Below are 21,393 nucleotides of genomic sequence, written 5' to 3'. Positions count from 1 at the left end.
GGCTTTTAGCCGCGCAGCGCCTGCTGCTGGGGCTGTTTCAAACGCATGTGCAGCAGCGGATAGGGCTGGCCCATGCCGTCGTGCTCGGAGCGACCGATGACCTCGAAGCCCTGCTTGAAGTAGAAGCCCAGGGCTTGCGGGTTCTGCTCGTTGACGTCCAGCTCGTCGGCGTTCAGGTGTTCGATGGCGTACCTGAGCAATTGCTTGCCCAGGCCCTGGCCGCGATGGGCGGGATCGATGAAGAGCATCTCGATCTTGCCGGCGGCGACCCCGGCGAAGCCGGTGATGTGCTGGCGCTGGTCCCGGGTGCAGATCAGCATCACCGCATCCAGATAACGGTTCAGCACCAGGTTTCTCAGCAGTTCGATGTAGCTGTCCGGCAGGAAGTCGTGGGTGGCGCGCACCGAGGCCTCCCAGACCCGGGTCAGTTCCGGGTAGTCGCTGTGTTTCGGGGTGTGGATGACCGAATGATGGCGCATGCCGCCTGCTCCTGTGTGGTGACGCATCCGTGGTCCTGAGCAAACGATAGACCTAAAAAAGCCCCGCATCTCGCGAAGAGAGCGGGGCTTTGCGGTTTTTTACGCCTTACAGGACTTCGGCCCACAGGTCGTATTCGTCGGCGTCGGTCACCCGACACCAGACCTTGTCGCCCGGCTTCAGGTCGCCGGCACCGTCGATGAATACGTTGCCGTCGATTTCCGGGGCGTCGAAGAAGCAGCGGCCCACGGCGCCCTGTTCGTCGACTTCATCGATCAGCACTTCGATTTCCTTGCCGATGCGCTGTTGCAGGCGCGCCGAGCTGATGGCCTGCTGGTGCGCCATGAAGCGTTCCCAGCGGTCCTGCTTGACCTCGTCCGGGACCACTTCCAGGTCCAGGTCGTTGGCCGGCGCGCCTTCCACCGGCGAGTACTGGAAGCAGCCGACGCGGTCGAGCTGGGCTTCGGTCAGCCAGTCGAGCAGGTATTGGAAGTCTTCTTCGGTTTCGCCGGGGAAGCCGACGATGAAGGTCGAGCGGATGATCAGCTCGGGGCAGATCTGGCGCCAGTTCTTGATCCGGGCCAGGGTCTTGTCTTCGAAGGCCGGGCGTTTCATGGCCTTGAGCACTTTCGGGCTGGCGTGCTGGAACGGGATGTCCAGGTACGGCAGGATCTTGCCGGCGGCCATCAGCGGAATCAGCTCGTCGACATGCGGGTACGGGTAGACGTAGTGCAGGCGGACCCAGACGCCCAGGGTGCTGAGGGCCTCGCAGAGCTCGGTCATGCGGGTTTTCACCGGCGCGCCGTTCCAGAAACCGGTGCGGTACTTGACGTCGACGCCATAGGCGCTGGTGTCCTGGGAGATCACCAGCAGTTCCTTGACCCCGGACTTGACCAGGCGCTGGGCCTCGTCCAGTACATCGCCCACCGGGCGGCTGACCAGCTTGCCGCGCATCGACGGGATGATGCAGAAGCTGCAGCTGTGGTTGCAGCCTTCGGAAATCTTCAGGTACGCGTAGTGGCGCGGAGTCAGCTTGATGCCTTGTGGCGGCACCAGGTCGATCAGCGGGTTGTGGTCCTGTTTCGGCGGCACCACTTCGTGCACCGCGCTGACCACTTGCTCGTACTGCTGCGGGCCGGTCACGGCCAGCACGCTCGGATGCACGTCGCGGATATTGCCTTCTTCCACGCCCATGCAGCCGGTGACGATGACCTTGCCGTTTTCCTTGATGGCTTCGCCGATCACTTCCAGGGATTCGGCCTTGGCCGAGTCGATGAAACCGCAGGTGTTGACCACCACGACATCGGCGTCCTGGTAGGTGGACACCACGTCATAACCTTCCATACGCAGTTGCGTGAGGATGCGCTCGGAATCGACCAGCGCTTTCGGGCAACCCAGGGAAACGAAGCCGACCTTGGGGTTGGCTGGCGCGGTAGGGGTGGACATGTCTAACCTCGGTATAGGTGTCGGGACGCTCGGCGATCTGGATAAAACCGCTGGCGACGAACGGGCGCTAGGGGCGCCTCTGATCAAAAAGTGCGCAATTCTAGCGATGGCCGACGCACTTGACCAGCTTTATGCAGGGAAATACGACGAGTGCTGCGCTATGCTTCGCGCCGTTGCGCCCAGGTGAATTCTTATAGTCAACAGAACGTCTGTAACTGTAAGTAAAAGGGCGCATGCTGCATTGGCATTCACGAGAGTCTTGCAAGCTTGGCGTTGTCTTGAATGTCATGCCTTTTATAAGAAGCCCCGATCTGGGTAGTAGGAGTGGTGGATGGGTCAGGCAAGTAGTCAGGCGGTAGGCGGCGAGCATTCCAGGGCCAGGCCCCTGGGGATGCTGGTGGCGGCGGTCGGGGTGGTTTATGGCGACATCGGGACCAGCCCGCTTTATACCTTGAAGGAGGTATTCGCGGGGCATTACGGGGTTCCGGTCAACCACGACGGTGTATTCGGCATCCTTGCATTGATCTTCTGGTCGCTGATCTGGGTGGTCTCGATCAAGTACGTGTTGTTCATCCTGCGGGCCGACAACCAGGGCGAGGGCGGCATCATGGCCTTGACCGCCCTGGCCCGGCGGGCGTCGACGCCCTATCCGAGGCTGCGGGTGGTCCTGGTCATCCTGGGCCTGATCGGTGCGGCCTTGTTCTACGGCGACAGCATGATCACCCCGGCGATTTCCGTATTGTCGGCGGTGGAGGGGCTGGAGATTGCCTTCGACGGGCTCGAGCACTGGGTCGTCCCGATGGCGCTGATCGTGCTGGTGGCGCTGTTTCTGATCCAGAAACACGGTACCGATCGCATCGGCAAGCTGTTCGGACCGGTAATGGTCCTGTGGTTCGTGACCCTGGGCGGGCTGGGGATCTACGGCATCGCCCAGCATCCGGAAGTGCTGCAGGCGCTGAACCCGGTCTGGGGCGTGCGGTTCTTCATCGTGCATCCGGGCATGGGCGTGGCCATTCTCGGCGCGGTAGTGCTGGCATTGACCGGTGCCGAAGCGCTGTACGCCGACATGGGCCACTTCGGGCGCAAGCCGATCGCCCGCGCCTGGTTCGCCCTGGTGCTGCCGGCGCTGGTACTCAACTATTTCGGCCAGGGCGCCTTGCTCCTGGAGAACCCGGAAGCGGCGCGTAACCCGTTCTATCTGCTGGCGCCGAGCTGGGCCCTGATCCCGCTGGTGGTCCTGGCGACCCTGGCTACCGTGATCGCCTCCCAGGCGGTGATCTCCGGCGCGTTCTCCCTGACCCGCCAGGCGATCCAGTTGGGTTATATCCCGCGCATGTACATCCAGCACACCTCCAGCGCGGAGCAGGGGCAGATCTACATCGGCGCGGTGAACTGGGCGCTGATGGTCGGGGTGATCCTCCTGGTACTGGGCTTCGAGTCTTCCGGCGCACTGGCTTCGGCCTACGGCGTGGCGGTGACCGGGACCATGCTGATCACCAGCATCCTGGTGTCGGCGGTGATGCTGTTGCTGTGGAAATGGTCGCCGGTGCTGACGGTGCCGATCCTGCTGGGCTTCCTGCTGGTCGACGGGCTGTTCTTCGCCGCCAACGTGCCGAAAATCTTCCAGGGCGGTGCTTTCCCGGTATTGGCGGGGATTGTGCTGTTCGCCCTGATGACCACCTGGAAACGCGGCAAGGAACTGTTGATGGACCGCCTCGGCGAGGGCGCGTTGCCGCTGCCGATCTTTATCAACAGCATCCGTGTGCAGCCGCCGCATCGGGTCCAGGGCACCGCGGTGTTCCTCACTGCGCGCTCCGACGCCGTGCCCCATGCGCTGTTGCACAACCTGCTGCATAACCAGGTGCTGCACGAGCAAGTGGTGCTGCTGACCGTGGTCTATGAAGATATCCCGCGGGTGCCGACCCAGCGTCGCTTCGAGGTGGATTCCTATGGCGAAGGCTTCTTCCGGGTGATCCTGCACTTCGGTTTCACCGACGAGCCGGACGTGCCTGAAGCGCTGAAGCTGTGCCATCTGGACGAGCTGGACTTCAGCCCGATGCGCACCACCTACTTCCTCAGCCGCGAGACGGTCATCACCTCCAAGATTGTCGGCATGGCGCGCTGGCGCGAGACGCTGTTCGCCTTCATGCTCAAGAACGCCAACGGCAACCTGCGCTTCTTCAAGCTGCCGGTGAACCGAGTGATCGAATTGGGTACGCAGATCGAGATGTAAGCGGGCGCGACAGCAGAAGCCCTCGTCACCTTAGCGGTGACGGGGGCTTTTTTGTTGGGGGATGGTTCTCTCGCCGCTGCCTGCCGGGGTGGGTTGGCTGATGCTCCTGAGTGCCTTTGAACTCACTGCAAGCGCGTTTCCAAGGGCATGAAAAAGCCCCCGGTGCCGGTTGGCAGCGGGGGCCTTGTCTGGGCATCAGATCACTCTTCGGCGACCTTGTCCTTGCCCTGGCGTTTCTCGATGACGTTGACCAGGCGCTGGGCCAGGGCCGGGTAGTTTTCGTCGAAGTGATGGCCGCCCGGCAGTTTCATGGCTTCGCCGACGGCGGTCTTGTCGGTGCAACCGCTTTCGTCGACTTCTTCCTCGCCGTAGATGCACACCACCTTGGCCGCTGGCAGCTTGGCCATTTCCGGGCCGGTGGCGGCTTCCTTGCCGGCGTTGCCCAGCCAGCCTTCGACTTCGATCTCGAAGCTGCCGGTGCGGGCGAAGGCCAGCAGGATAATGGCGTCGACCCGCTGCTGCTCGGCTTCCGGCAGGCGGTTGTAGATGGCCGGCAACACGTCGGCGCCGAACGAATAGCCGGTCAGCACGAAGCGCTTGGTGCCCCATTTCTGCCGGTAGTGCTGCATCAGTTCGGTCAGGTCGGTGGCGCTCTGTTCCGGGGTCTTGTGCTGCCAGTAGTAGCGCAGGGTGTCGATGCCAACCACCGGGTAGCCGATCTTGGCCATCTCGCCGGCCACGTCACGGTCCAGGTCGCGCCAGCCGCCGTCACCGGAGAGGAACAGGGTCACGGTGTCCTTGGCCTGGCCGGCCGGCACTTCGACCACCGGGATGTTCAGGCCGCCGTTGTCCGAACCCACCAGCAGCTTGCGCAGCTCGTTGTTCAGCACCTGGGGCAGGTGAATGTCGTAGTCGCTGATGCTGGTGCTGGCATTGGGGGTGTCACGCACGAAGCCGGCGCTTTCGTCATCCGGGTTGTCGTTCCAGGCCACCAGCCAGTGGCCGTGGGCCAGGGTCCTGGGCAACGGGTCGGTGCAGCCCGGGGCCGGGTTGATGGTAAAGCCCACCGACACGGCCTGGGCCTTGTCGTCGTTCTGGGTGGCGATCCAGCGCCAGGCCAGGGCGGCGCCAGGGCCGATGCCGCTGACCAGGGTCGCCGGGCCCGCGAGTTGGCCGAGGGCGGTCTGCAGGGCTTGTTCCTGCAGCTTGCAGTCGTCCTTGGGCAGGATCACCTGGACGATCTGCGCCGCGCCGCCGCGGCTCAGGGCCAGGAGTTGGGTATCGGTCAGGGCTTCGTCGGCGAGGACGGCCACGGCGACCCGGGCCTTGGCCTGGGCGGCCGGGGTGACCCGGGTCAGGGTCGAGCCATCGGTCTGGGCCAGGTGTTCCAGGGTCGGTTGTGGTGCCGGACGATTCCAGTACCAGTAGCCGCCTCCCGCTATCAGGGCAAACACCACCAGAGTGGCTAATACATACCGCCAGGAGCGTTGAATCATCAGCGTTTCACCAATCCAGTCAGGCCGCCCGCAATCAGGGCGGCGGTATCGGCCAGTGCCACCAGCGGATCCAGTCCGGCGGGCACGGCCATGTAACGAGGTTCCCAGTCAGGCTGGAATTTGTCTTTGAAACGGCGCAACCCTTGGAAGTTGTACAGCTGCTCACCCCGACGGAAAACCATCGATCCAAGGCGCTGGGTCAGTGGCGCGCCACGCCGGGGTTGCAGACCCGACAACGGCACCATGCCCAGACTGAAGCGGGCATACCCATGGTTTTTATAATGCTGGATCAGGCCGACCATCATGAATTCCATGGTCAGCTTGGGAGCCTCCGGGTGGGCGCGCATCAGGTCGAGGCTGGCCAGGTCATGGCTGTAGGTCTCGAGCAGGTTGGCGAAGGCCACCGGACGTCCTTCAAAACGGATGATCGCGATACGGAAATGCTTGAGGTAGTCCTCGCTGAAACGCCCGAGGGAGAAACCTTTTTCGCGGACATTCTTGCCGGTCAGCCAGGCATCGGAAATGACTTTCAGCTCGTCCATCGGCGCCTGCCCGGCCTCATGGATTTCCAGCGACAGACCGTCGCGGGTACCGCGGTTCCAGGTGTAGCGCAGGTCCTTCATCTCCTTGCCCTTGGCTTCGAGATCAAAGCGGTTCAGGTCGACCCGGGCTTCTTCGCCAAGCTTGATCGCGGTCAGGCCGATGTCCATGTAGTACGGCAGGTTTTCCGCGCGCACTTGATAGAACACCGGACGCGCATGGTGGACGTCGCACAGGTCGCGGAACTGCCAGATCATCTCGGCCCGTTGCTGGGTCGGCCCGATCGGGTCGTACAGCGCCACCAGGCTGCGGCCGCGCCGGGCATACATGAGGAAGGCGTCGTCGTTGGGATGGAACAGCAGGGCCTTGTCGCCGGTCAGGGACAGGCCGCCGTCGGGCTGGGAAGAGGCCATGAGGATCTTCGCCGCGCGGTCCAGCTCCTCGCCATTGGGCAGGTGAATCACCGGGCGCGCGGTGCGCAGCAGCCAGGTCAGGGACACCACCACCAGCAGCACCGCGGCGCCCAGCAGCGAGCGCAGGCCCCGTGGGGCATCGGCGTCGAGGGTGAACTGCCACCACAGCTGATGGCTGTAGGGCACGTCCTGATAGGCGAACAGCAGCAGCCAGATCGATGCGCCCAGCACACAGACGCTGGCCACCAGGTACAGCGGCGAGAACGGCAGTTCGGTGAGGCGACTCGGCCGGTAGAAGGAGCGTCGGAAGACTGCCAGCAGGCTGGCGGTCAGGGTCATCAGGCTGGCTTCTTCCCAGTCGAAACCCTTGAGCAGCGAGAGCACGGCACCGACGAGCAGCAGGATGGTGGTCAATATCCAGGCTGCGGACAGGCGCCGGCGCAGACCCTGGGCCAGCAGCAGACAAAGCACTCCGACCAGGCTGGCGCCGAAGTGCGAGGCATCCACCAGGCGGTGCGGGATCAGAAAACCGATGTGTTGCAGGCGGGTGTCGATTTCCGGAGTCACGCCGGAAAACAGCAGCACCACGCCGGACAGGAACACCAGCACCGCGAGGATCGGTGCGGCCAGGCCCGAGGCCACCCGCAGCGATTGACGGGTCTGGAACAGGCGCTGGGCTTCATTGATCAGCAGCAGGACGCAGGCCACCAGCATCGGCAGGATCACGTAGATCAGCCGGTACAGCAGCAGGGCGGCGGCCAGTGGCGCCGCACCGAGCTTGTCGGCGAAGGCGGCCAGCAGAATCGCTTCGAACACCCCGACGCCGCCGGGTACATGGCTGAGCACGCCGGCCGCCAGGGCCAGCAGGTAGACCAGCAGGAAGGCGCCGAAGGGCGGTGCTTCGGGCAGCAGCAGATACAGCACGGTGGCTGCGGCGGCGACGTCGAGGGCGGTGATCAGCAGTTGCAGGAGCGTCAGGCGACGTCCAGGCAGGCGCAGGGTGCGGCGCCCGGCCTTGACCAGCAGGTTGTCCGGCAATGGCTGTTCGGGCAGGCGGCGCCGGTAGATACCGATGGCCAGGATCGCGCAGAGCAGCAGTACGGCGCCGGCAATGCTGGCCAGCAGGCCTTCGGAGAGGCGCAGGGCGGCGGAGGCGGCGGGCAGGTTGCTCAGGGTCGCCAGGGCTGCGAGCGGTGGCAGGGCACAACCCAGGGACAAGCTGGCGAACAGCGTCATATGGGCGACGTCGCCGGCACCCACGCCATGCCGGGCATAGAGGCGGTAACGCACCGAGCCGCCGGAGAGCAGCGACAGGCCGATGGCGTTGCCGATGGCAAAGGCGGTAAAGCCCCCGAGGGCCAGGGTGCGCGCCGGCAGGTTCACCCCGGCGTAGCGGCTGGCGGACCATTCGTAGCCGAGCAGGATGACGAAACCGACCACGGTCGCGGCCAAGGCGCCGAGCAGGGCCGGCTTGGGCACGTCGAGGATCGAATCATGCAGGGCATACAGATCCAGCTCGCTGAGCAGGTGACGACAGGCAATCAGGGCGATGCCGAACAGCAGCAGGGTCACCACCATGCCGATCGGCTGGCGGTATTTGCTCAATAGCTCCAGCCAGCGCAAGCGGGTGGCCGCAACCGGTTGGTTCGCTGTAACGGTATCGGTGTCTTGTGAGTCAGACGAGTTGGCGCGCATCAATCACCTCGTGGATTGTGCGCGACAGGATGGGGGTATCCAGCCAAGTTACCAATCCCTGCAGAAAAAATAGTTTCAAATATTAACGCGTCTCACCATGGCCCTGCGAGCCCGGACGGCCAGCGTTTTCAAGTGGCTGCCTGGCAATGAGCATAGCGGGTTGGAAAGAGTGGGGAAGGTGACTGACGGTTCACGGGAGGTTGCCAGGTCATTGTTGCGAAAAGATTTTTTCGACAGATACAAAAAAGGCCACTCTTTCGAGTGGCCTTTTTTGTTGTTTGGTTGCGGGAGCCGGATTTGAACCGACGACCTTCGGGTTATGAGCCCGACGAGCTACCAGGCTGCTCCATCCCGCGTCTGTGTGGCGGCATTCTACAGACGAATGCTGGAGTGTCAACCGTTAATGGTCCATTGAGTCAAATAAGTGTTGAGTGACTCGCAAAGCGGGTTAAGTCCCGGTACTGCAAAGGGTTTTGTTTTGCGCGACAACAAAACGAGCGCGCACAAAAAAGGCCACTCTTTCGAGTAGCCTTTTTTGATGTTTGGTTGCGGGAGCCGGATTTGAACCGACGACCTTCGGGTTATGAGCCCGACGAGCTACCAGACTGCTCCATCCCGCGTCTGTGTGGCGGCATTCTACAGAGGATCGCCGGCCTGTCAACCGATTAACCGAAAAAAACTGTTTTCGTTCAATTGCTTAGCGTGAAAATGCAGCCCCTGGATCGGCCCTGAAGGCATGCTGCATAAGGCTTTCAGCTCTATTGAGGGGCTTTGACCGATTGAGAAAATAAATTCATCTTCCGATTTTTCTGGTGGCAGGCAGGAGAAATCAAACTACTGGTGCTATATACAGTTCTCGGTGAGATACTGTCGCCCTGTCTTGTGATCGATCTCTTGCTTCCATGAACTCTGCCTTTATATGACGCAGCGCAAAATCATCCACATCGACTGCGATTGCTTCTACGCCGCCATCGAAATGCGCGACGACCCGCAATTGGCCGGCAGGCCGATGGCGGTGGGCGGCTCGGCGGAGCGACGTGGGGTGATCGCCACCTGCAACTATGAGGCCCGCGCTTTTGGCGTGCGTTCGGCCATGTCCTCGCGGCATGCGCTGACGCTGTGCCCCGACCTGCTGATCGTCAAGCCGCGCATGGAGGCCTACCGGGAAGCGTCGAAAGAGATCCATACGATCTTTCGCGACTACACCGACCTGATCGAGCCTTTATCCCTGGATGAGGCCTACCTGGATGTTTCCGACAGCCCCAACTTCGCCGGCAGCGCCACGCGAATCGCCCAGGACATTCGTCGCCGGGTCTCCAACCAGCTGCATATCACGGTGTCGGCCGGGGTGGCGCCGAACAAGTTCCTGGCCAAGATCGCCAGCGACTGGAAAAAGCCCAACGGCCTGTTCGTGATCACCCCGGACCAGGTCGAGGACTTCGTTTCGGCCTTGCCGGTCAACAAGCTGCATGGCGTGGGCAAGGTCACGGCCGACAAGCTGGGACGCCTGGGCATCGTCAGCTGCGAGGCATTGCGCGAATGGGGCAAGCTGGCGCTGGTGCGCGAGTTCGGCAGTTTTGGCGAGCGGTTGTGGAACCTCGCCCGGGGCATCGATGAGCGGCCGGTGCAGAACGACAGTCGCCGGCAGTCCATCAGCGTGGAAAACACCTACGACGTCGATCTGCCCGATCTGCAGAGCTGCCTGGATAAACTCCCGGAGCTGATGCAGACCCTGGCCGGCCGGATCGAACGAATCGACAGCAGCTACCGTCCGGGCAAGCCCTTCGTCAAAGTGAAGTTTCACGATTTCACCCAGACCACGCTCGAACAGGCGGGGGCAGGGCGGGACCTGGAGAGTTACCGGCAGCTCTTGACCCAGGCGTTCAAGCGCGGGGACAGGCCGGTGCGGCTATTGGGGATTGGTGTGCGTTTGCAGGATCTGCGTGGCGGGCATGAGCAGCTGGAGTTGTTCAGTCGTTCCTGAAACAGCATCGCGAGCCAGCCCACCCCCGCAGTGCGGAAACAGGCTGGCTCGCGATGGTTATCCGGTCAGTGGGCGCCGGGATCGGCGACCAGGCGGCCGGCGTTCTTGGTCAGCGACTTGAGAAATTCGCTTTGCAGTTCCGGATCGTTGCGGGTCAGCTCGATCAGGCTCTGTTCCAGTTCGCTGGCTTCTTCTTCCAGGCCCAGTTCGGAGAGACGCTTGACCCGGTGCACCCACTGGCTCACTTCGTCATCTTCGAGGTCGTCGTAGATCAGGTTGTGCGCTTCCAGCAGCTTGCCACGCAGGGTGTTGCTGATGGCCAGCGACGAATCGGAATGCACGTCGTCCTGGGCATCCGCGACGCTGATCTGCAGCTTGCCGATGTGGTTCAGGTCCTGTTCGGAAAACGGGCTGTCCAACAGGTTCAGGCGCAGTACGCCGTTGCGGTCGGTGCTCAGCTCGTGGGTTTCCTTGCCGGCCTTGACCTGCACCGGGCGTTCGCTCCAGGGCAGGCTCGAATACTCCACGCGCTTGTCGCGCTGGACTTCATCGATCCCCGCCAGGTTCTGCTGCGCCCGGCCGTGGGACTGCACGTTCATGAACGGGTTGAGCCCGGCCACGCCGTAGCTGATCCAGTCCTTGGTGACGCTGTCCGGCAGGTTGCCCAGGGCAAACACATTGACCACGTTGGCGCCGACACCCGCGACCACGGCCACCGCGCCCAGCGGGATCTCGTAGATCTCCCGCCAGGGTTGATAGGGCGTATAGCGATCGTAGCGACGCGTGACTTCGAACTCGGTGACTTCGAAGGTCTTCTGCTCGTGGATGCGTACCCGGCGTTGCGGCAGCTCAAGCACCTTAGGCTCACCGACATCGATCTGCAGGCTGTGATCGAGCAATTTGCGCTCGACACGTTCCTCGTGCTCGCTGCGTTGCGACATCTGGTTGGCACAGCCGCTGAGCAACAGGGCGCCGCACAAGGCGGCGCCACCGAGGCTTAAGGTGTTTCGCTTGAACATGACTTCTCTATCTGGTTTCAGCGACGGATACGGGCTTGGAGGAAGGACAGCACGTCAGCCACCGGCAGCGCTTGCGCCTCGGCTTCGGTACGGCTCTTGTATTCCAGGTTGCCTTCGGCGAGGCCGCGGTCGCTGACCACGATCCGGTGTGGAATGCCGATCAGCTCCATGTCCGCGAACTTGATGCCCGGGCTGGTCTTCTTGTCGCGGTCGTCCAGCAGCACTTCGAAGCCGGCGGCGGTGAGTTGCGCGTACAGCTTGTCGGTGGCTTCGCGAACCTGCTCGGTTTCATAGCGCAGCGGTACCAGGGCGATCTGGAACGGGGCCAGGGTGTCGCTCCAGATGATGCCGTTCTCGTCGTTGTTCTGCTCGATGGCCGCGGCCACCACGCGGGAAACGCCGATGCCGTAGCAGCCCATTTCCAGGGTGACTGGCTTGCCGTTCTCGCCCAGCACTTCGCACTTCATCGCCTTGCTGTACTTGTTGCCCAGCTGGAAGATGTGCCCGACTTCGATGCCGCGCTTGATTTCCAGGGTGCCCTTGCCGTCCGGGCTTGGGTCGCCGGAGACGACGTTGCGCAGGTCGGCGACGGTCGGGACCGGCATGTCGCGTTCCCAGTTGAAGCCGAAATAGTGCTTGTCGTCGATGTTCGCGCCGATACCGAAGTCGCTCATCAGGGCCACCGAGCGGTCGACGATGATTGGCAGCGGCAGGTTCAGCGGGCCCAGGGAGCCGGCGCCGGCGCCGATGGCGTCACGCAGTTCGGCTTCCGAAGCCATGACCAGCGGGCTGGCGACGCCAGGCTGGTTGGCGGCCTTGATTTCGTTCAGCTCGTGGTCGCCACGGATGATCAGGGCGATCAGCTTGCCGGCTTCCTCGGCGTGCACCACCAGGGTCTTGACGGTCTTTTCGATCGGCAGGTTGTAGCCTTCCACCAGCTGCGCGATGGTTTTCGCGTCAGGGGTGTCGACCAGGCGCAGTTCTTCGCTCGGTGCCGGGCGCGAGGTTTCTCGTGGCACGGCTTCGGCTTTCTCGATGTTCGCCGCGTAGTCGGAGCCGTTGCTGAAAACGATGTCGTCTTCGCCAGACTCGGCCAGTACGTGGAATTCGTGGGAGCCGGCGCCGCCGATGGAGCCGTTGTCGGCTTCGACCGGACGGAACTTCAGGCCCAGGCGGGTGAACACGTTGCAGTAGGCCTGGTGCATGCGGTCGTAGGTGACCTGCAGCGATGCCTGGTCGGCGTGGAAGGAGTAGGCGTCCTTCATGATGAACTCGCGACCGCGCATCAGGCCGAAGCGTGGGCGGATTTCATCGCGGAATTTGGTCTGGATCTGGTACAGGTTGATCGGCAGTTGCTTGTAGCTGCTCAGTTCGTTGCGGGCCAGATCGGTGATCACTTCTTCGTGGGTCGGGCCGGCGCAGAAGTCGCGACCATGGCGATCCTTGAAGCGCAGCAGTTCAGGGCCGTACTCCTCCCAGCGACCGGATTCCTGCCACAGTTCAGCCGGCTGCGTGCTCGGCATCAACACTTCAAGCGAGCCGGCGGCGTTCATTTCTTCACGAACGATGGCTTCGACCTTGCGCATCACCCGCAGGCCCATCGGGAGCCAGGTGTACAGGCCCGAGGCCAGTTTGCGGATCATGCCGGCGCGCAGCATCAGCTGATGGCTGATCACGACCGCATCGGAAGGCGTTTCTTTCTGTGTGGCGAGCAAAAATTGACTGGTGCGCATGGTAGGCCGTTGTCGGTTGCTGAAGACTAGAAATGACGAAGCATTGTACGGGCGAGAACCGTTGGCGTACAGGATTGCGGCCGGGGGAGGTCGGGGCGCCGGATGAATGCTGGCGTGCCCCGGGGTTTCCTAGGGTTCTTCGCTGGCAGCAGCTGCGGGGGGAGTGGCCGGCGGTGTGGCTTCGGGCGCTTGCGGCGGTTCGGCGCGGCGGCTTTCCTGGAACCAGTGCAAGGCGATCAGGACCAGGGTCGGCACGCCGAGCAGGGCGGTGATCAGGAAGAAGTCGTGATAGCCGAACTTCTCCACCATGACCCCCGAATAACCGCCGATCAGGCGCGGCAACAGCAGCATGATCGAGCTGAGCAGGGCGTACTGGGTCGCCGAGAACTTCAGGTTGGTCAGGCTCGACAGATAGGCGACGAAGGCCGAGGTGGCCAGGCCCGAGCTGAAGTTGTCCAGGGAAATGGTCACCACCAGCATCTGCAGGTTGGGGCCCATGTCGGCCAGCATCAGGAACAGCAGGTTGGTCCCGGCCGAGGCGGCGCCGCCGATGAACAGAATCGGCAGGATGCCGAAGCGCACAATCAGCAGGCCGCCCATGCCGGCGCCGACCAGGGTCATGATCAGGCCGAAAATCTTGCTGACACTGGCGATCTGGTCCTTGGTGAAGCCCTGGTCGATATAGAACACGTTGGCCATCACGCCCATCACCGTGTCCGACATCCGATAGGTGGCGATCAGGCCCAGCAGCAGCAGGGCTTGCCAGCGGTAGCGCAGGATGAAGTCGTTGACGGGGGTCAGCACCGGGGCCAGGCCGCGGCGGCCCATGGCCGACAGGCACAGCGAAGTCAGGATGATGTAGAGAATGGCGCGCAGGAACGCCCGGTCTTCCAGCAGCAGGTCCAGCAGGCTGGCGCCTTCGAACAGCACGCTGGCGAAGTCGGTGTTGTACAGCTGGGTGAACATCGCCGGCACGGACACCAGCAGCACGATCAGCACGAACACCGACACCAGCTGGTGCACGAAACTGTAGCGCCCGGCCGACAGCTGGGTACGCAGCGGCACCGGCGGCTCGCGCATGAACAGGGTGGTCAGCAGGGCCGGGATCATCAGCACGCCGAACAGCACGTAGGTGCCGGTCCAGGCCGCGTGTTTATAGCTGAAACCGGTGGAGCCGAAACCTTCGGCGAAGAACAGGGCGCCAGCGGTGGCCAGCAGGGCGGCGACGCGGTAGCCGGACATATAGGCGGCGGCCAGGGCGGCCTGGCGGCTGTCTTCGGCGATTTCCAGGCGGTAGGCGTCTACCGCGATGTCCTGGGTGGCAGAGGCGAAGGCGACGATAACGGCAATGGCGATCAGCCAGGACAGGTGCTTTTGCGGATCGCAGAACCCCATGCCGATCAGCCCGAGCAGCACCAGCGATTGCGACAGGACCAGCCAGGAGCGGCGGCGCCCGAGCTTGCCCAGCAGGGGCAGGCGCCATTGGTCGAGCAAGGGCGACCAGACCCATTTGAAGGCGTAGGCCAGACCGATCAGGCTGGCGTAGCCAATGGTTTCGCGAGCCACACCGGCTTCGCGCAACCAGACTGAAAGTGTCGAAAACACCAGCATGTAGGGCAGGCCGGCGGCGAAACCAAGCAGCAACAGCACGAGCGTCGAGGGGCTGGCATAGGCGGCGAGCGCGGCGCGCCAGGTTTTACGGGGCATGGGCTGGAGTCTGCCTCAAGAATTACGGAAACAAAGCGCGCACTCTAACCGCTGTGCTCTACCGGACGCCAGCCATGGCGCCGAATATCCACACGATTGTTCAGGATCGAGACACCTTCCATACGCAGTCGCGCCCGCTGTTCGTCGCCCGAAGCGCTGCCTACGGGCAGGCTGATGCGTCCGCCCGCACCCAGTACGCGGTGCCAGGGCAGGGTGGTGTCGGCGGGCAACTGGCTGAGGGTACGTCCCACCCAGCGCGCCGCGCGACCCAGGCCCGCCATTTCCGCCAGTTGCCCATAGCTGACTACCTTGCCTTCCGGGACTTGGGCCAGGGTCAGGTAGAGCGCCGTGCGTCGGATTTCGGCGGGGCTTTGGTCGGCGTCGAGCGGTTCGATCACGTTCGGGTTTCCTGATGCAGGCCTGTAAACCGTCTGTAGGACAAAGGGTTTATTAACAGTTGAGAATTGAACTCACTATAGATAGTCGAGTCAGTCCCTACCTGAGGTTTTATTCATGTGGATAATGCCGGTTTTTTTCGCGAACTCGAGCCCTGTATCTGTTTATGTTGTCCAGAACCCTGCTGTGCCTTGCCGTTTTCAGTACTGCCACGCCTTTGCTCGCCGATACCGTCTGGTTGAAGAACGGTGACCGTCTGAGCGGCAAGATCAAAGTGTTCGACGGTGGCAAGTTATTGATCCAGACCGAGTATGCCGGGGCCATCCCGATCGACTGGAAGCAGGTCAAGACGCTGGAGAGCGATCAGGAACTGCTGGTCAAGCAGGATGCCTACACCGGCGAGAAGGCCAAGTCCCTGCACGCGGCGGAAGACGGCAAGGTCACCCTGGCCAATGGCGAGGCGCCGAAGACTGTCGAGCTGGCGAGCATCCAGCAGATCATGAAGCCCAAGCCGGTGGTCGAGGATCTGGTGTGGAAGGGCAATGTCGACATGGCGCTGGATTATCAGCGGGCGGAAAAGGACACCGACGACTACGACATCGACTTCAAGACCTCGGCGCGCCACGGCAAATGGCGGCACACGGCGGAAGGCGAGTACAACCGCGAATTCCAGAACGATGTGGTCACCACCGACAACTGGCGCGGCGAATACGCACTGGATCGCTTCCTTACCGATAAATGGTTCTGGCAAGGGCGGTTGAACTACAAGCGTGACAAGGTCGAGGTCCTGGCTCGTCAGCGCGTGGTGGGTACCGGTCCGGGTTACCAGTTCTGGGATAACGAATTGGGTGCGTTCTCCCTGGGGTCGCTGCTCAACCGCACCGACTACGAGTACAAGGATGGCGGCAAGGACAACTTCTATTCCCTGGCCATGAAGTGGGACTACAACCGTTACCTGATTGGCAAGCGGGTCGAGCTGTTTACCAATGGCGAGGTGGGGCGGCCGCTGTCCAATATTGCCGATTACGCTCTGGATGCCGAGATCGGCCTGCGCTACAAGGTCACGGAATGGGCGTCGCTCAACCTCAAGGCCGAACGGGACATCATCAGTGGCACCAAGGACAGCGATCTCAACAAGACCCGTTACACCGCGGGGTTTGGCGTCGCCTGGTAAGCTTGCAGGCCTTGAAATGAAGAAGTCCCGCGGTTTGCACCCGCGGGACTTTTTGTTTGGCTGCGGGAAGAGGGCTGTCTCAATAGCGCTGCGTTATGTCAGCCTCAACTGCATGCATCTTGACGGGTGCCCGTCTGGTACTGGCATTCGCTCTGCAGACTGCCGTCCTCGTTCCAGAGGCGCATCCAGCCATGCTCTTTGCCATCCAGGTAATCGGTAGATGATTCCATCTGACCGCTCTCGTACCAGGTGACGGCGGGGCCTTCGAGTTTCGCGTCCTTGTAGACCTTATGCTCCTTGAGCTGGCCGTTGTCGTACCAGGCCTTGAAGTCGCCCTGCTCGCGGTGCTGTTCATCCCATTGCCACTGAAGCGTCTGCACGCCCTGTTCGTTCCAGAGGGCATAACTGCGCTGGGTGCCGTGTTCGTCGTTGAACTGTTTCTGTTTTACCTTGCCGTTGGGGTGGTACTGGATTTGCCACCCCACGGGCTGGTTGTCCACGTAATCGACGGTGCTTTCCAGTGTGCCGTCAGGGTAATAGGACGGGCTGGGGCCGACTTTCTTGCCGGCAACGAACTGTCCGCTGTCTTTGATCTTGCCATCCGGGTAATAGCTGGTGATCGGGCCGTCCGGCAGATTCGCCCGGTAGGTGATGCGCCCGACCCGCTTGCCGTTCTCGTCGTACTCCAGGTATTCGCCGTCGACGCGTTTGCCCTGGCGCCAGTTGTAGGACTCGGCGACTTTGCCATTGTCGTGGTAGGTGCTCTGCCAGCCCTCAAGGAGGCCATCCCGATAGTTCGAGCGTTTAACCACGACACCGCTCTCGGAGTAGGTCAGCGCCTCTCCCTGGCGTTTGCCATTGAGGTCATAGGCAGCGCTGTGGCGGACCTGTCCGTCCGGATAGTAGGTTTTCGAGGCATGAACGGCCTTGCCCGAAACGAAGTCCTCGGCGCTGACGAAATAGTCCCGGCGCAGGGTGCCTGATTCGACGTAGAAGATTTTCGCGTTCCAGGCTTTTTGCCGCTTGTCGTAGCTCATCGGCATCGTCAGGAAGTACGAGGCCTGGCCTTGGCCCGTCGGCGCATAGCGCTCGTCGAGGTAGAGCTTGCCGTCGACCAGAGATGCAGTCAGCCCGCCGCATTCCTGGGCGGTGCAGGGCCGGACCTTTTCGAAAAAGGCTCGTTTTCCGTCGCAGTCCGAGAGGGTCAGCAGGAGTGGGGTCTGGTCATCGATCAGTTGCTGGATTTCTTCCAGGACCTGGCCGAACGACTCAGCGGGGATGCCTGAGGATTCGGGGGTGAGGTAAACCTCGTTGCTGCCGCAACGATGGGCGCTGGAAAGCTCCAGCAGTACCGCGCGTCGCAACTCGGGTTGTTGTTGCGAGTCCTTGGCAATGTAGCTGGCGCCGCTGTCCATGCCGACGATGATCGTTGGATGGTCGGGGCGAGGTGTGGCGTTGAGTGCGAGAGGGAGGGCGAGTGTGAGCACCGCTGCGCTCAACAACTTCCGGTGTCTGAACGGCATCCTGCAGTTTCCATATGATTGTCCGAGGGGGCGGATCATATAGCCTGGGTGCCATTAAGCAAAAACATCCGGGCACAAAAAAGCCCCGCTTTGAGGGCGGGGCTTTTTACTGTTTCAGTACAAGTTAGATAACTTGAACTTCTTCAGCTTGCATGCCTTTCTGACCGCGGGTAGCGATGAAAGAAACCTGTTGGCCTTCTTTCAGGCTTTTGAAGCCGTCGGATTGGATAGCTTTGAAGTGTACGAACAGGTCGTCACCGGATTGTGGAGTGATGAAGCCGAAGCCTTTTTCATCGTTGAACCACTTAACGGTACCGGTTTGGCGATTAGACATGGTGTATCTCCTTGGACAAAGTTAACTGCGACTCAGGAAAAGCCCTGGCCGAGACTGAGTGCAAAGAGCAGGAAAAATTCTTGGAGATGGTTGGATCGAAATTCAACATCGTGTAGAGATTCTCAGTGACACAAGCAGCACAGTGGCGCCACCTTAACCCTTTTTCCGGAACCTGCCAATGTTCTTTGCGATGGATTCGCGCTTTTAGTGACTGGCGGTGCCGTACATACCTTCCAGCCCGCAAGTATTGCGGCTTTCAGCGAGAAAAGCCGCCCAGACTTTGAACCCGCAGGCGCACCCCGGTAAGATGCCGGACAGAATTTTTCCACCTCGCTATTTCAGGACACCCGCCATGAGCATCAAATCGGACAAGTGGATTCGCCGCATGGCGCAAGAGCACGGCATGATCGAGCCTTTCGTGGAGCGCCAGATGCGCGGCGAAGGCGCGGAGCGGCTGATTTCCTTCGGTGTGTCGAGCTACGGCTACGATGTGCGTTGCGCCGATGAGTTCAAGGTGTTCACCAATATCAATTCGGCCACCGTCGATCCGAAAAACTTCGACGCCGGCAGCTTCGTCGACATCAAGAGCGACGTGTGCATCATTCCGCCGAACTCCTTCGCCCTGGCCCGCACCGTCGAGTACTTCCGTATTCCGCGCAACGTGCTGACCATCTGCCTGGGTAAAAGCACCTACGCCCGTTGCGGCATCATCGTCAACGTCACCCCCCTCGAGCCTGAGTGGGAAGGTCATGTGACCCTGGAATTCTCCAACACCACCACCTTGCCGGCGAAGATCTACGCCAACGAAGGCGTGGCGCAGATGCTGTTCCTGGAGTCCGACGAAGAGTGCGAAGTGTCCTACAAGGACCGTGGCGGCAAATACCAGGGCCAGCGTGGCGTGACCCTGCCGCGTACCTGAGTCGTTCATCTGACAAATAGCGGGAATTCCTCAGCGGGCAGATACTCTAACCAGAGGACTGCCCCGGTTTGCGCACAGTGGACCGTGCTTAGCTCAGGAGTGCCTCATGAAGATCGATCCGCTTATAAGCGCCACACTTGCCAGACTTGAGCCCAATCAGGTCGGCGTTCTGGCCTGGTCATTGCTGGCGCACCCCAGCGCGGCAGGCGGCATTCCCGGTCAACCCGACCCGGACACCCCACAACCCGCCGAGCCGACCGAACCTGGCGAACCAACCTTGCCGGACGAACCGCCTCCCGCTCCTGTGGCCTGATTGACGCCCACCCATAAAAAAGGCCAGCCCGCCGGACTCCACCGGCGGGCTGGCCTTTGTCCATAGAGGCGCCTGGCTTACTTCAGGTTACCGCTGAGGAACTGCTGCAAGCGCTCGCTCTTCGGATTGCCCAGCACCTCTTCCGGCGCGCCTTCCTCTTCCACCAGGCCCTTGTGCAGGAACAGCACCTGGCTCGACACCTTGCGGGCGAAGCTCATTTCATGGGTGACCATGATCATGGTCCGGCCTTCCTCGGCCAGGCCCTGGATCACCTTGAGCACTTCACCCACCAGTTCCGGGTCGAGGGCCGAGGTGGGTTCGTCGAACAGCATCACCTCCGGCTCCATCGCCAGAGCCCGGGCAATTGCCACCCGCTGTTGCTGGCCACCGGAGAGAAAGGCCGGGTACTGGTCGGCCACACGGGGGAGCAGGCCGACCTTGTCCAGGTAGCGCCGGGCGCGGTCTTCGGCGTCCTTCTTGCTGATCCCCAGCACCCGGCGCGGCGCCATGGTGATGTTCTCCAGCACCGTCATGTGGCTCCACAGGTTGAAATGCTGGAACACCATGGCCAGGCGGGTGCGAATCCGTTGCAGCTCGTCGGCGTCGGCCACGTGCATGCCATGGCGGTCCTTGACCATGCGGATCGGCTGGCCGTCCAGGCTCATGGCGCCGTCGTCCGGGGTTTCCAGGAAGTTGATGCAGCGCAGAAAGGTACTTTTGCCCGAGCCGCTGGCGCCGATCAAGCTGATGACGTCGCCGGTCTTTGCCTTGAGCGAAACACCTTTGAGCACTTCATTGTCGCCATAGCATTTATGCAGGCCTTCAATGGTCAGTTTGTACATGGGGCATGCATCCTCAAGGCGAAAGTAGGTAGCCGCTGCGATAGGCTTCGCGGCCGGCGACATGGGCGATCACCATGCCGGCGGTGGCCATGCGGCGCAGCGAGCGGGCGTAGAGCAGGCCGGCGCAGCTGCAATGAATGGGGGTGACGCGATCGTTGATCGGGTCGATGACTTCGGCCACCTGTTGCCCGGCTTCCAGGTATTCCCCGGGCAGGGCGGTGAACACCAGCAGGCCGCCCACGGGCGTGGCCACCGGTTCCACGCCGGCCAGCGGTGTGGCCGGGTAGGGCAACTCGGGCATGGGCGGAGCCTCGCCGGCGATAGCGCCGAAATGGCTCAGATAATCCAGTATGGCCTGGCAATCCAGGCTGGCCAGGCCATGGTTGACGTCGCCCTGGCCGCGCAGCTCGACGGTGACCGAGAAGCTGCCGTGGGGAATGGCGAAGCGCTCGCCGAAACGCTGCTGCAATTGCCACCAGAGCAGGGTGAAGCATTCGTCGAACGACTGGCCGCCGGAATCGGTGGCCAACAGGCTGGCCTCCGAACCGATATAACGGGCCAGCGGTTCGACCTGCGGCCAGGCCTCGGGCGTGGTGTACAGATGGGCCACGGCTTCGAAATCGCAATGCAGGTCCAGCACCATGTCCGCGTCGCAGGCCAGGCGCTGCAGGGCCAGGCGCTGGGACTGCAACTGGGTGCCGGCGGTCTGCCGCGCCAGGGCGCTGCGCAGGCTGGCGCGGATGATTTCACGGTTATGCCGCGGATCGTCGCCCAGTTGGCCTTCGATGTCGTTGCCGACCTCTTCGCCGAGGTCGAGGAACCAGCGATTGAAGTTCTGCCCGCTTTCCAGCTCGTAGCGGCCCAGTGGCACGTCCATCAGCACCTGTTCCAGGCCGGCCGGGTTGGCCACTGGCACCAGGACGATTTCGCTGCGCAGGCGGCCCTGGGCCTCCAGTTCCGCCAGGCGTGCCTTGAGGTGCCAGGCCACGAGCATGCCCGGCAGTTCATCGGCGTGCAGCGACGACTGGATGTAGACCTTGCCTTCGGCCCGCTCGGGGCCGAAGTGAAAGCTGTGGATCTGGCGCGAGGTCCCCGGCAGCGGGGCGAGCAGATCATGAGTCTGTTGGCGCATGGATGATGATTTGCCTT

Annotated in this window: 17 protein-coding genes and 2 tRNA genes; 5 read left to right on the top strand and 14 right to left on the bottom strand. The window is 62.3% G+C overall.

Going from position 1 to position 21,393, the window contains the following annotated elements; translation table 11 throughout:
* Window positions 1-5: 5 nt before the first annotated feature.
* Window positions 6-479 (bottom strand): GNAT family N-acetyltransferase, encoded by a 474-nt coding sequence (locus BMY68_RS19155; RefSeq protein WP_085529982.1) that lies wholly within the window; start codon window positions 477-479, stop codon window positions 6-8.
* Window positions 480-585: 106 nt separating this feature from the next.
* Window positions 586-1,923, bottom strand: coding sequence for a 30S ribosomal protein S12 methylthiotransferase RimO (rimO, locus tag BMY68_RS19150; protein WP_007923924.1), 1,338 nt, complete (start codon window positions 1,921-1,923; stop codon window positions 586-588).
* Window positions 1,924-2,254: 331 nt separating this feature from the next.
* Here rimO and BMY68_RS19140 point away from each other — a divergent pair, with 331 nt between their 5' ends.
* Window positions 2,255-4,156: a potassium transporter Kup gene (locus tag BMY68_RS19140; protein WP_009042448.1), complete on the top strand. Its 1,902-nt coding sequence runs from the start codon at window positions 2,255-2,257 to the stop codon at window positions 4,154-4,156.
* A 200-nt stretch (window positions 4,157-4,356) separates the two neighbouring features.
* On the opposite strand, the gene BMY68_RS19135 is transcribed toward BMY68_RS19140, so the two are convergent.
* The 4 genes from BMY68_RS19135 to BMY68_RS19120 all read right to left on the bottom strand — a co-directional run bounded on the left by BMY68_RS19135 (window position 4,357) and on the right by BMY68_RS19120 (window position 8,920).
* Entirely contained in the window at window positions 4,357-5,652 is a 1,296-nt protein-coding gene (locus tag BMY68_RS19135) for a virulence factor family protein (protein ID WP_085529984.1), read from the bottom strand.
* Window positions 5,652-8,300: a bifunctional lysylphosphatidylglycerol flippase/synthetase MprF gene (gene mprF, locus BMY68_RS19130; RefSeq protein ID WP_085529985.1), complete on the bottom strand. Its 2,649-nt coding sequence runs from the start codon at window positions 8,298-8,300 to the stop codon at window positions 5,652-5,654. Before mprF ends, BMY68_RS19135 begins: the two co-directional genes overlap by 1 nt.
* Before the next feature lie 279 nt (window positions 8,301-8,579).
* Window positions 8,580-8,656 (bottom strand) — tRNA-Met (locus BMY68_RS19125).
* Window positions 8,657-8,843: 187 nt separating this feature from the next.
* Window positions 8,844-8,920: transfer RNA gene (locus BMY68_RS19120), tRNA-Met, on the bottom strand.
* A gap of 299 nt (window positions 8,921-9,219) precedes the next feature.
* Here BMY68_RS19120 and dinB point away from each other — a divergent pair.
* The gene (gene dinB / locus BMY68_RS19115) at window positions 9,220-10,284 is read left to right on the top strand and encodes a DNA polymerase IV (protein WP_085529986.1); all 1,065 of its coding nucleotides are present in this window, start codon (window positions 9,220-9,222) and stop codon (window positions 10,282-10,284) included.
* Between the two features lie 65 nt (window positions 10,285-10,349).
* Here dinB and BMY68_RS19110 read toward each other — a convergent pair whose 3' ends face one another.
* The 4 genes from BMY68_RS19110 to BMY68_RS19095 form a co-directional block, all read right to left on the bottom strand.
* Window positions 10,350-11,303, bottom strand: a complete 954-nt coding sequence (locus BMY68_RS19110) for a hypothetical protein (RefSeq protein WP_085529987.1) — start codon at window positions 11,301-11,303, stop codon at window positions 10,350-10,352.
* A gap of 17 nt (window positions 11,304-11,320) precedes the next feature.
* Window positions 11,321-13,036, bottom strand: coding sequence for a proline--tRNA ligase (locus tag BMY68_RS19105; RefSeq protein ID WP_085529988.1), 1,716 nt, complete (start codon window positions 13,034-13,036; stop codon window positions 11,321-11,323).
* Window positions 13,037-13,165: 129 nt separating this feature from the next.
* The gene (locus BMY68_RS19100) at window positions 13,166-14,743 is read right to left on the bottom strand and encodes an AmpG family muropeptide MFS transporter (protein ID WP_062823492.1); all 1,578 of its coding nucleotides are present in this window, start codon (window positions 14,741-14,743) and stop codon (window positions 13,166-13,168) included.
* A gap of 44 nt (window positions 14,744-14,787) precedes the next feature.
* Window positions 14,788-15,141 (bottom strand): MGMT family protein, encoded by a 354-nt coding sequence (locus BMY68_RS19095; protein WP_009042455.1) that lies wholly within the window; start codon window positions 15,139-15,141, stop codon window positions 14,788-14,790.
* Window positions 15,142-15,305: 164 nt separating this feature from the next.
* Here BMY68_RS19095 and BMY68_RS19090 point away from each other — a divergent pair, with 164 nt between their 5' ends.
* Window positions 15,306-16,313, top strand: coding sequence for a DUF481 domain-containing protein (locus tag BMY68_RS19090; protein ID WP_009042456.1), 1,008 nt, complete (start codon window positions 15,306-15,308; stop codon window positions 16,311-16,313).
* Window positions 16,314-16,417: 104 nt separating this feature from the next.
* On the opposite strand, the gene BMY68_RS19085 is transcribed toward BMY68_RS19090, so the two are convergent.
* Window positions 16,418-17,800: a toxin-antitoxin system YwqK family antitoxin gene (locus BMY68_RS19085; RefSeq protein WP_239694106.1), complete on the bottom strand. Its 1,383-nt coding sequence runs from the start codon at window positions 17,798-17,800 to the stop codon at window positions 16,418-16,420.
* A gap of 160 nt (window positions 17,801-17,960) precedes the next feature.
* The gene (locus BMY68_RS19080) at window positions 17,961-18,170 is read right to left on the bottom strand and encodes a cold-shock protein (RefSeq protein WP_002554837.1); all 210 of its coding nucleotides are present in this window, start codon (window positions 18,168-18,170) and stop codon (window positions 17,961-17,963) included.
* 352 nt (window positions 18,171-18,522) lie between these two features.
* Between BMY68_RS19080 and dcd the strand changes: the two genes are divergently transcribed.
* Both dcd and BMY68_RS19070 read left to right on the top strand, forming a co-directional pair.
* A complete protein-coding gene (dcd, locus tag BMY68_RS19075; RefSeq protein ID WP_007923906.1) occupies window positions 18,523-19,089 on the top strand; it encodes a dCTP deaminase in 567 nt (188 codons plus the stop codon).
* A gap of 106 nt (window positions 19,090-19,195) precedes the next feature.
* The gene (locus tag BMY68_RS19070) at window positions 19,196-19,402 is read left to right on the top strand and encodes a hypothetical protein (protein WP_007923905.1); all 207 of its coding nucleotides are present in this window, start codon (window positions 19,196-19,198) and stop codon (window positions 19,400-19,402) included.
* Between the two features lie 77 nt (window positions 19,403-19,479).
* On the opposite strand, the gene BMY68_RS19065 is transcribed toward BMY68_RS19070, so the two are convergent.
* The gene (locus BMY68_RS19065) at window positions 19,480-20,244 is read right to left on the bottom strand and encodes an ABC transporter ATP-binding protein (RefSeq protein WP_009042458.1); all 765 of its coding nucleotides are present in this window, start codon (window positions 20,242-20,244) and stop codon (window positions 19,480-19,482) included.
* Window positions 20,245-20,257: 13 nt separating this feature from the next.
* The gene (locus BMY68_RS19060; RefSeq protein WP_085529990.1) at window positions 20,258-21,376 is read right to left on the bottom strand and encodes a succinylglutamate desuccinylase/aspartoacylase family protein; all 1,119 of its coding nucleotides are present in this window, start codon (window positions 21,374-21,376) and stop codon (window positions 20,258-20,260) included.
* Window positions 21,377-21,393 lie beyond the last annotated feature (17 nt).

Origin of the sequence: Pseudomonas sp. NFACC41-3 (genome assembly GCF_900109505.1) — a bacterium.
In the GTDB taxonomy this organism is placed as follows: domain Bacteria; phylum Pseudomonadota; class Gammaproteobacteria; order Pseudomonadales; family Pseudomonadaceae; genus Aquipseudomonas; species Aquipseudomonas chlororaphis.
Note: the sequence above shows the minus strand (reverse complement) of the source record. Positions and strands in the feature narration are given on the sequence as shown.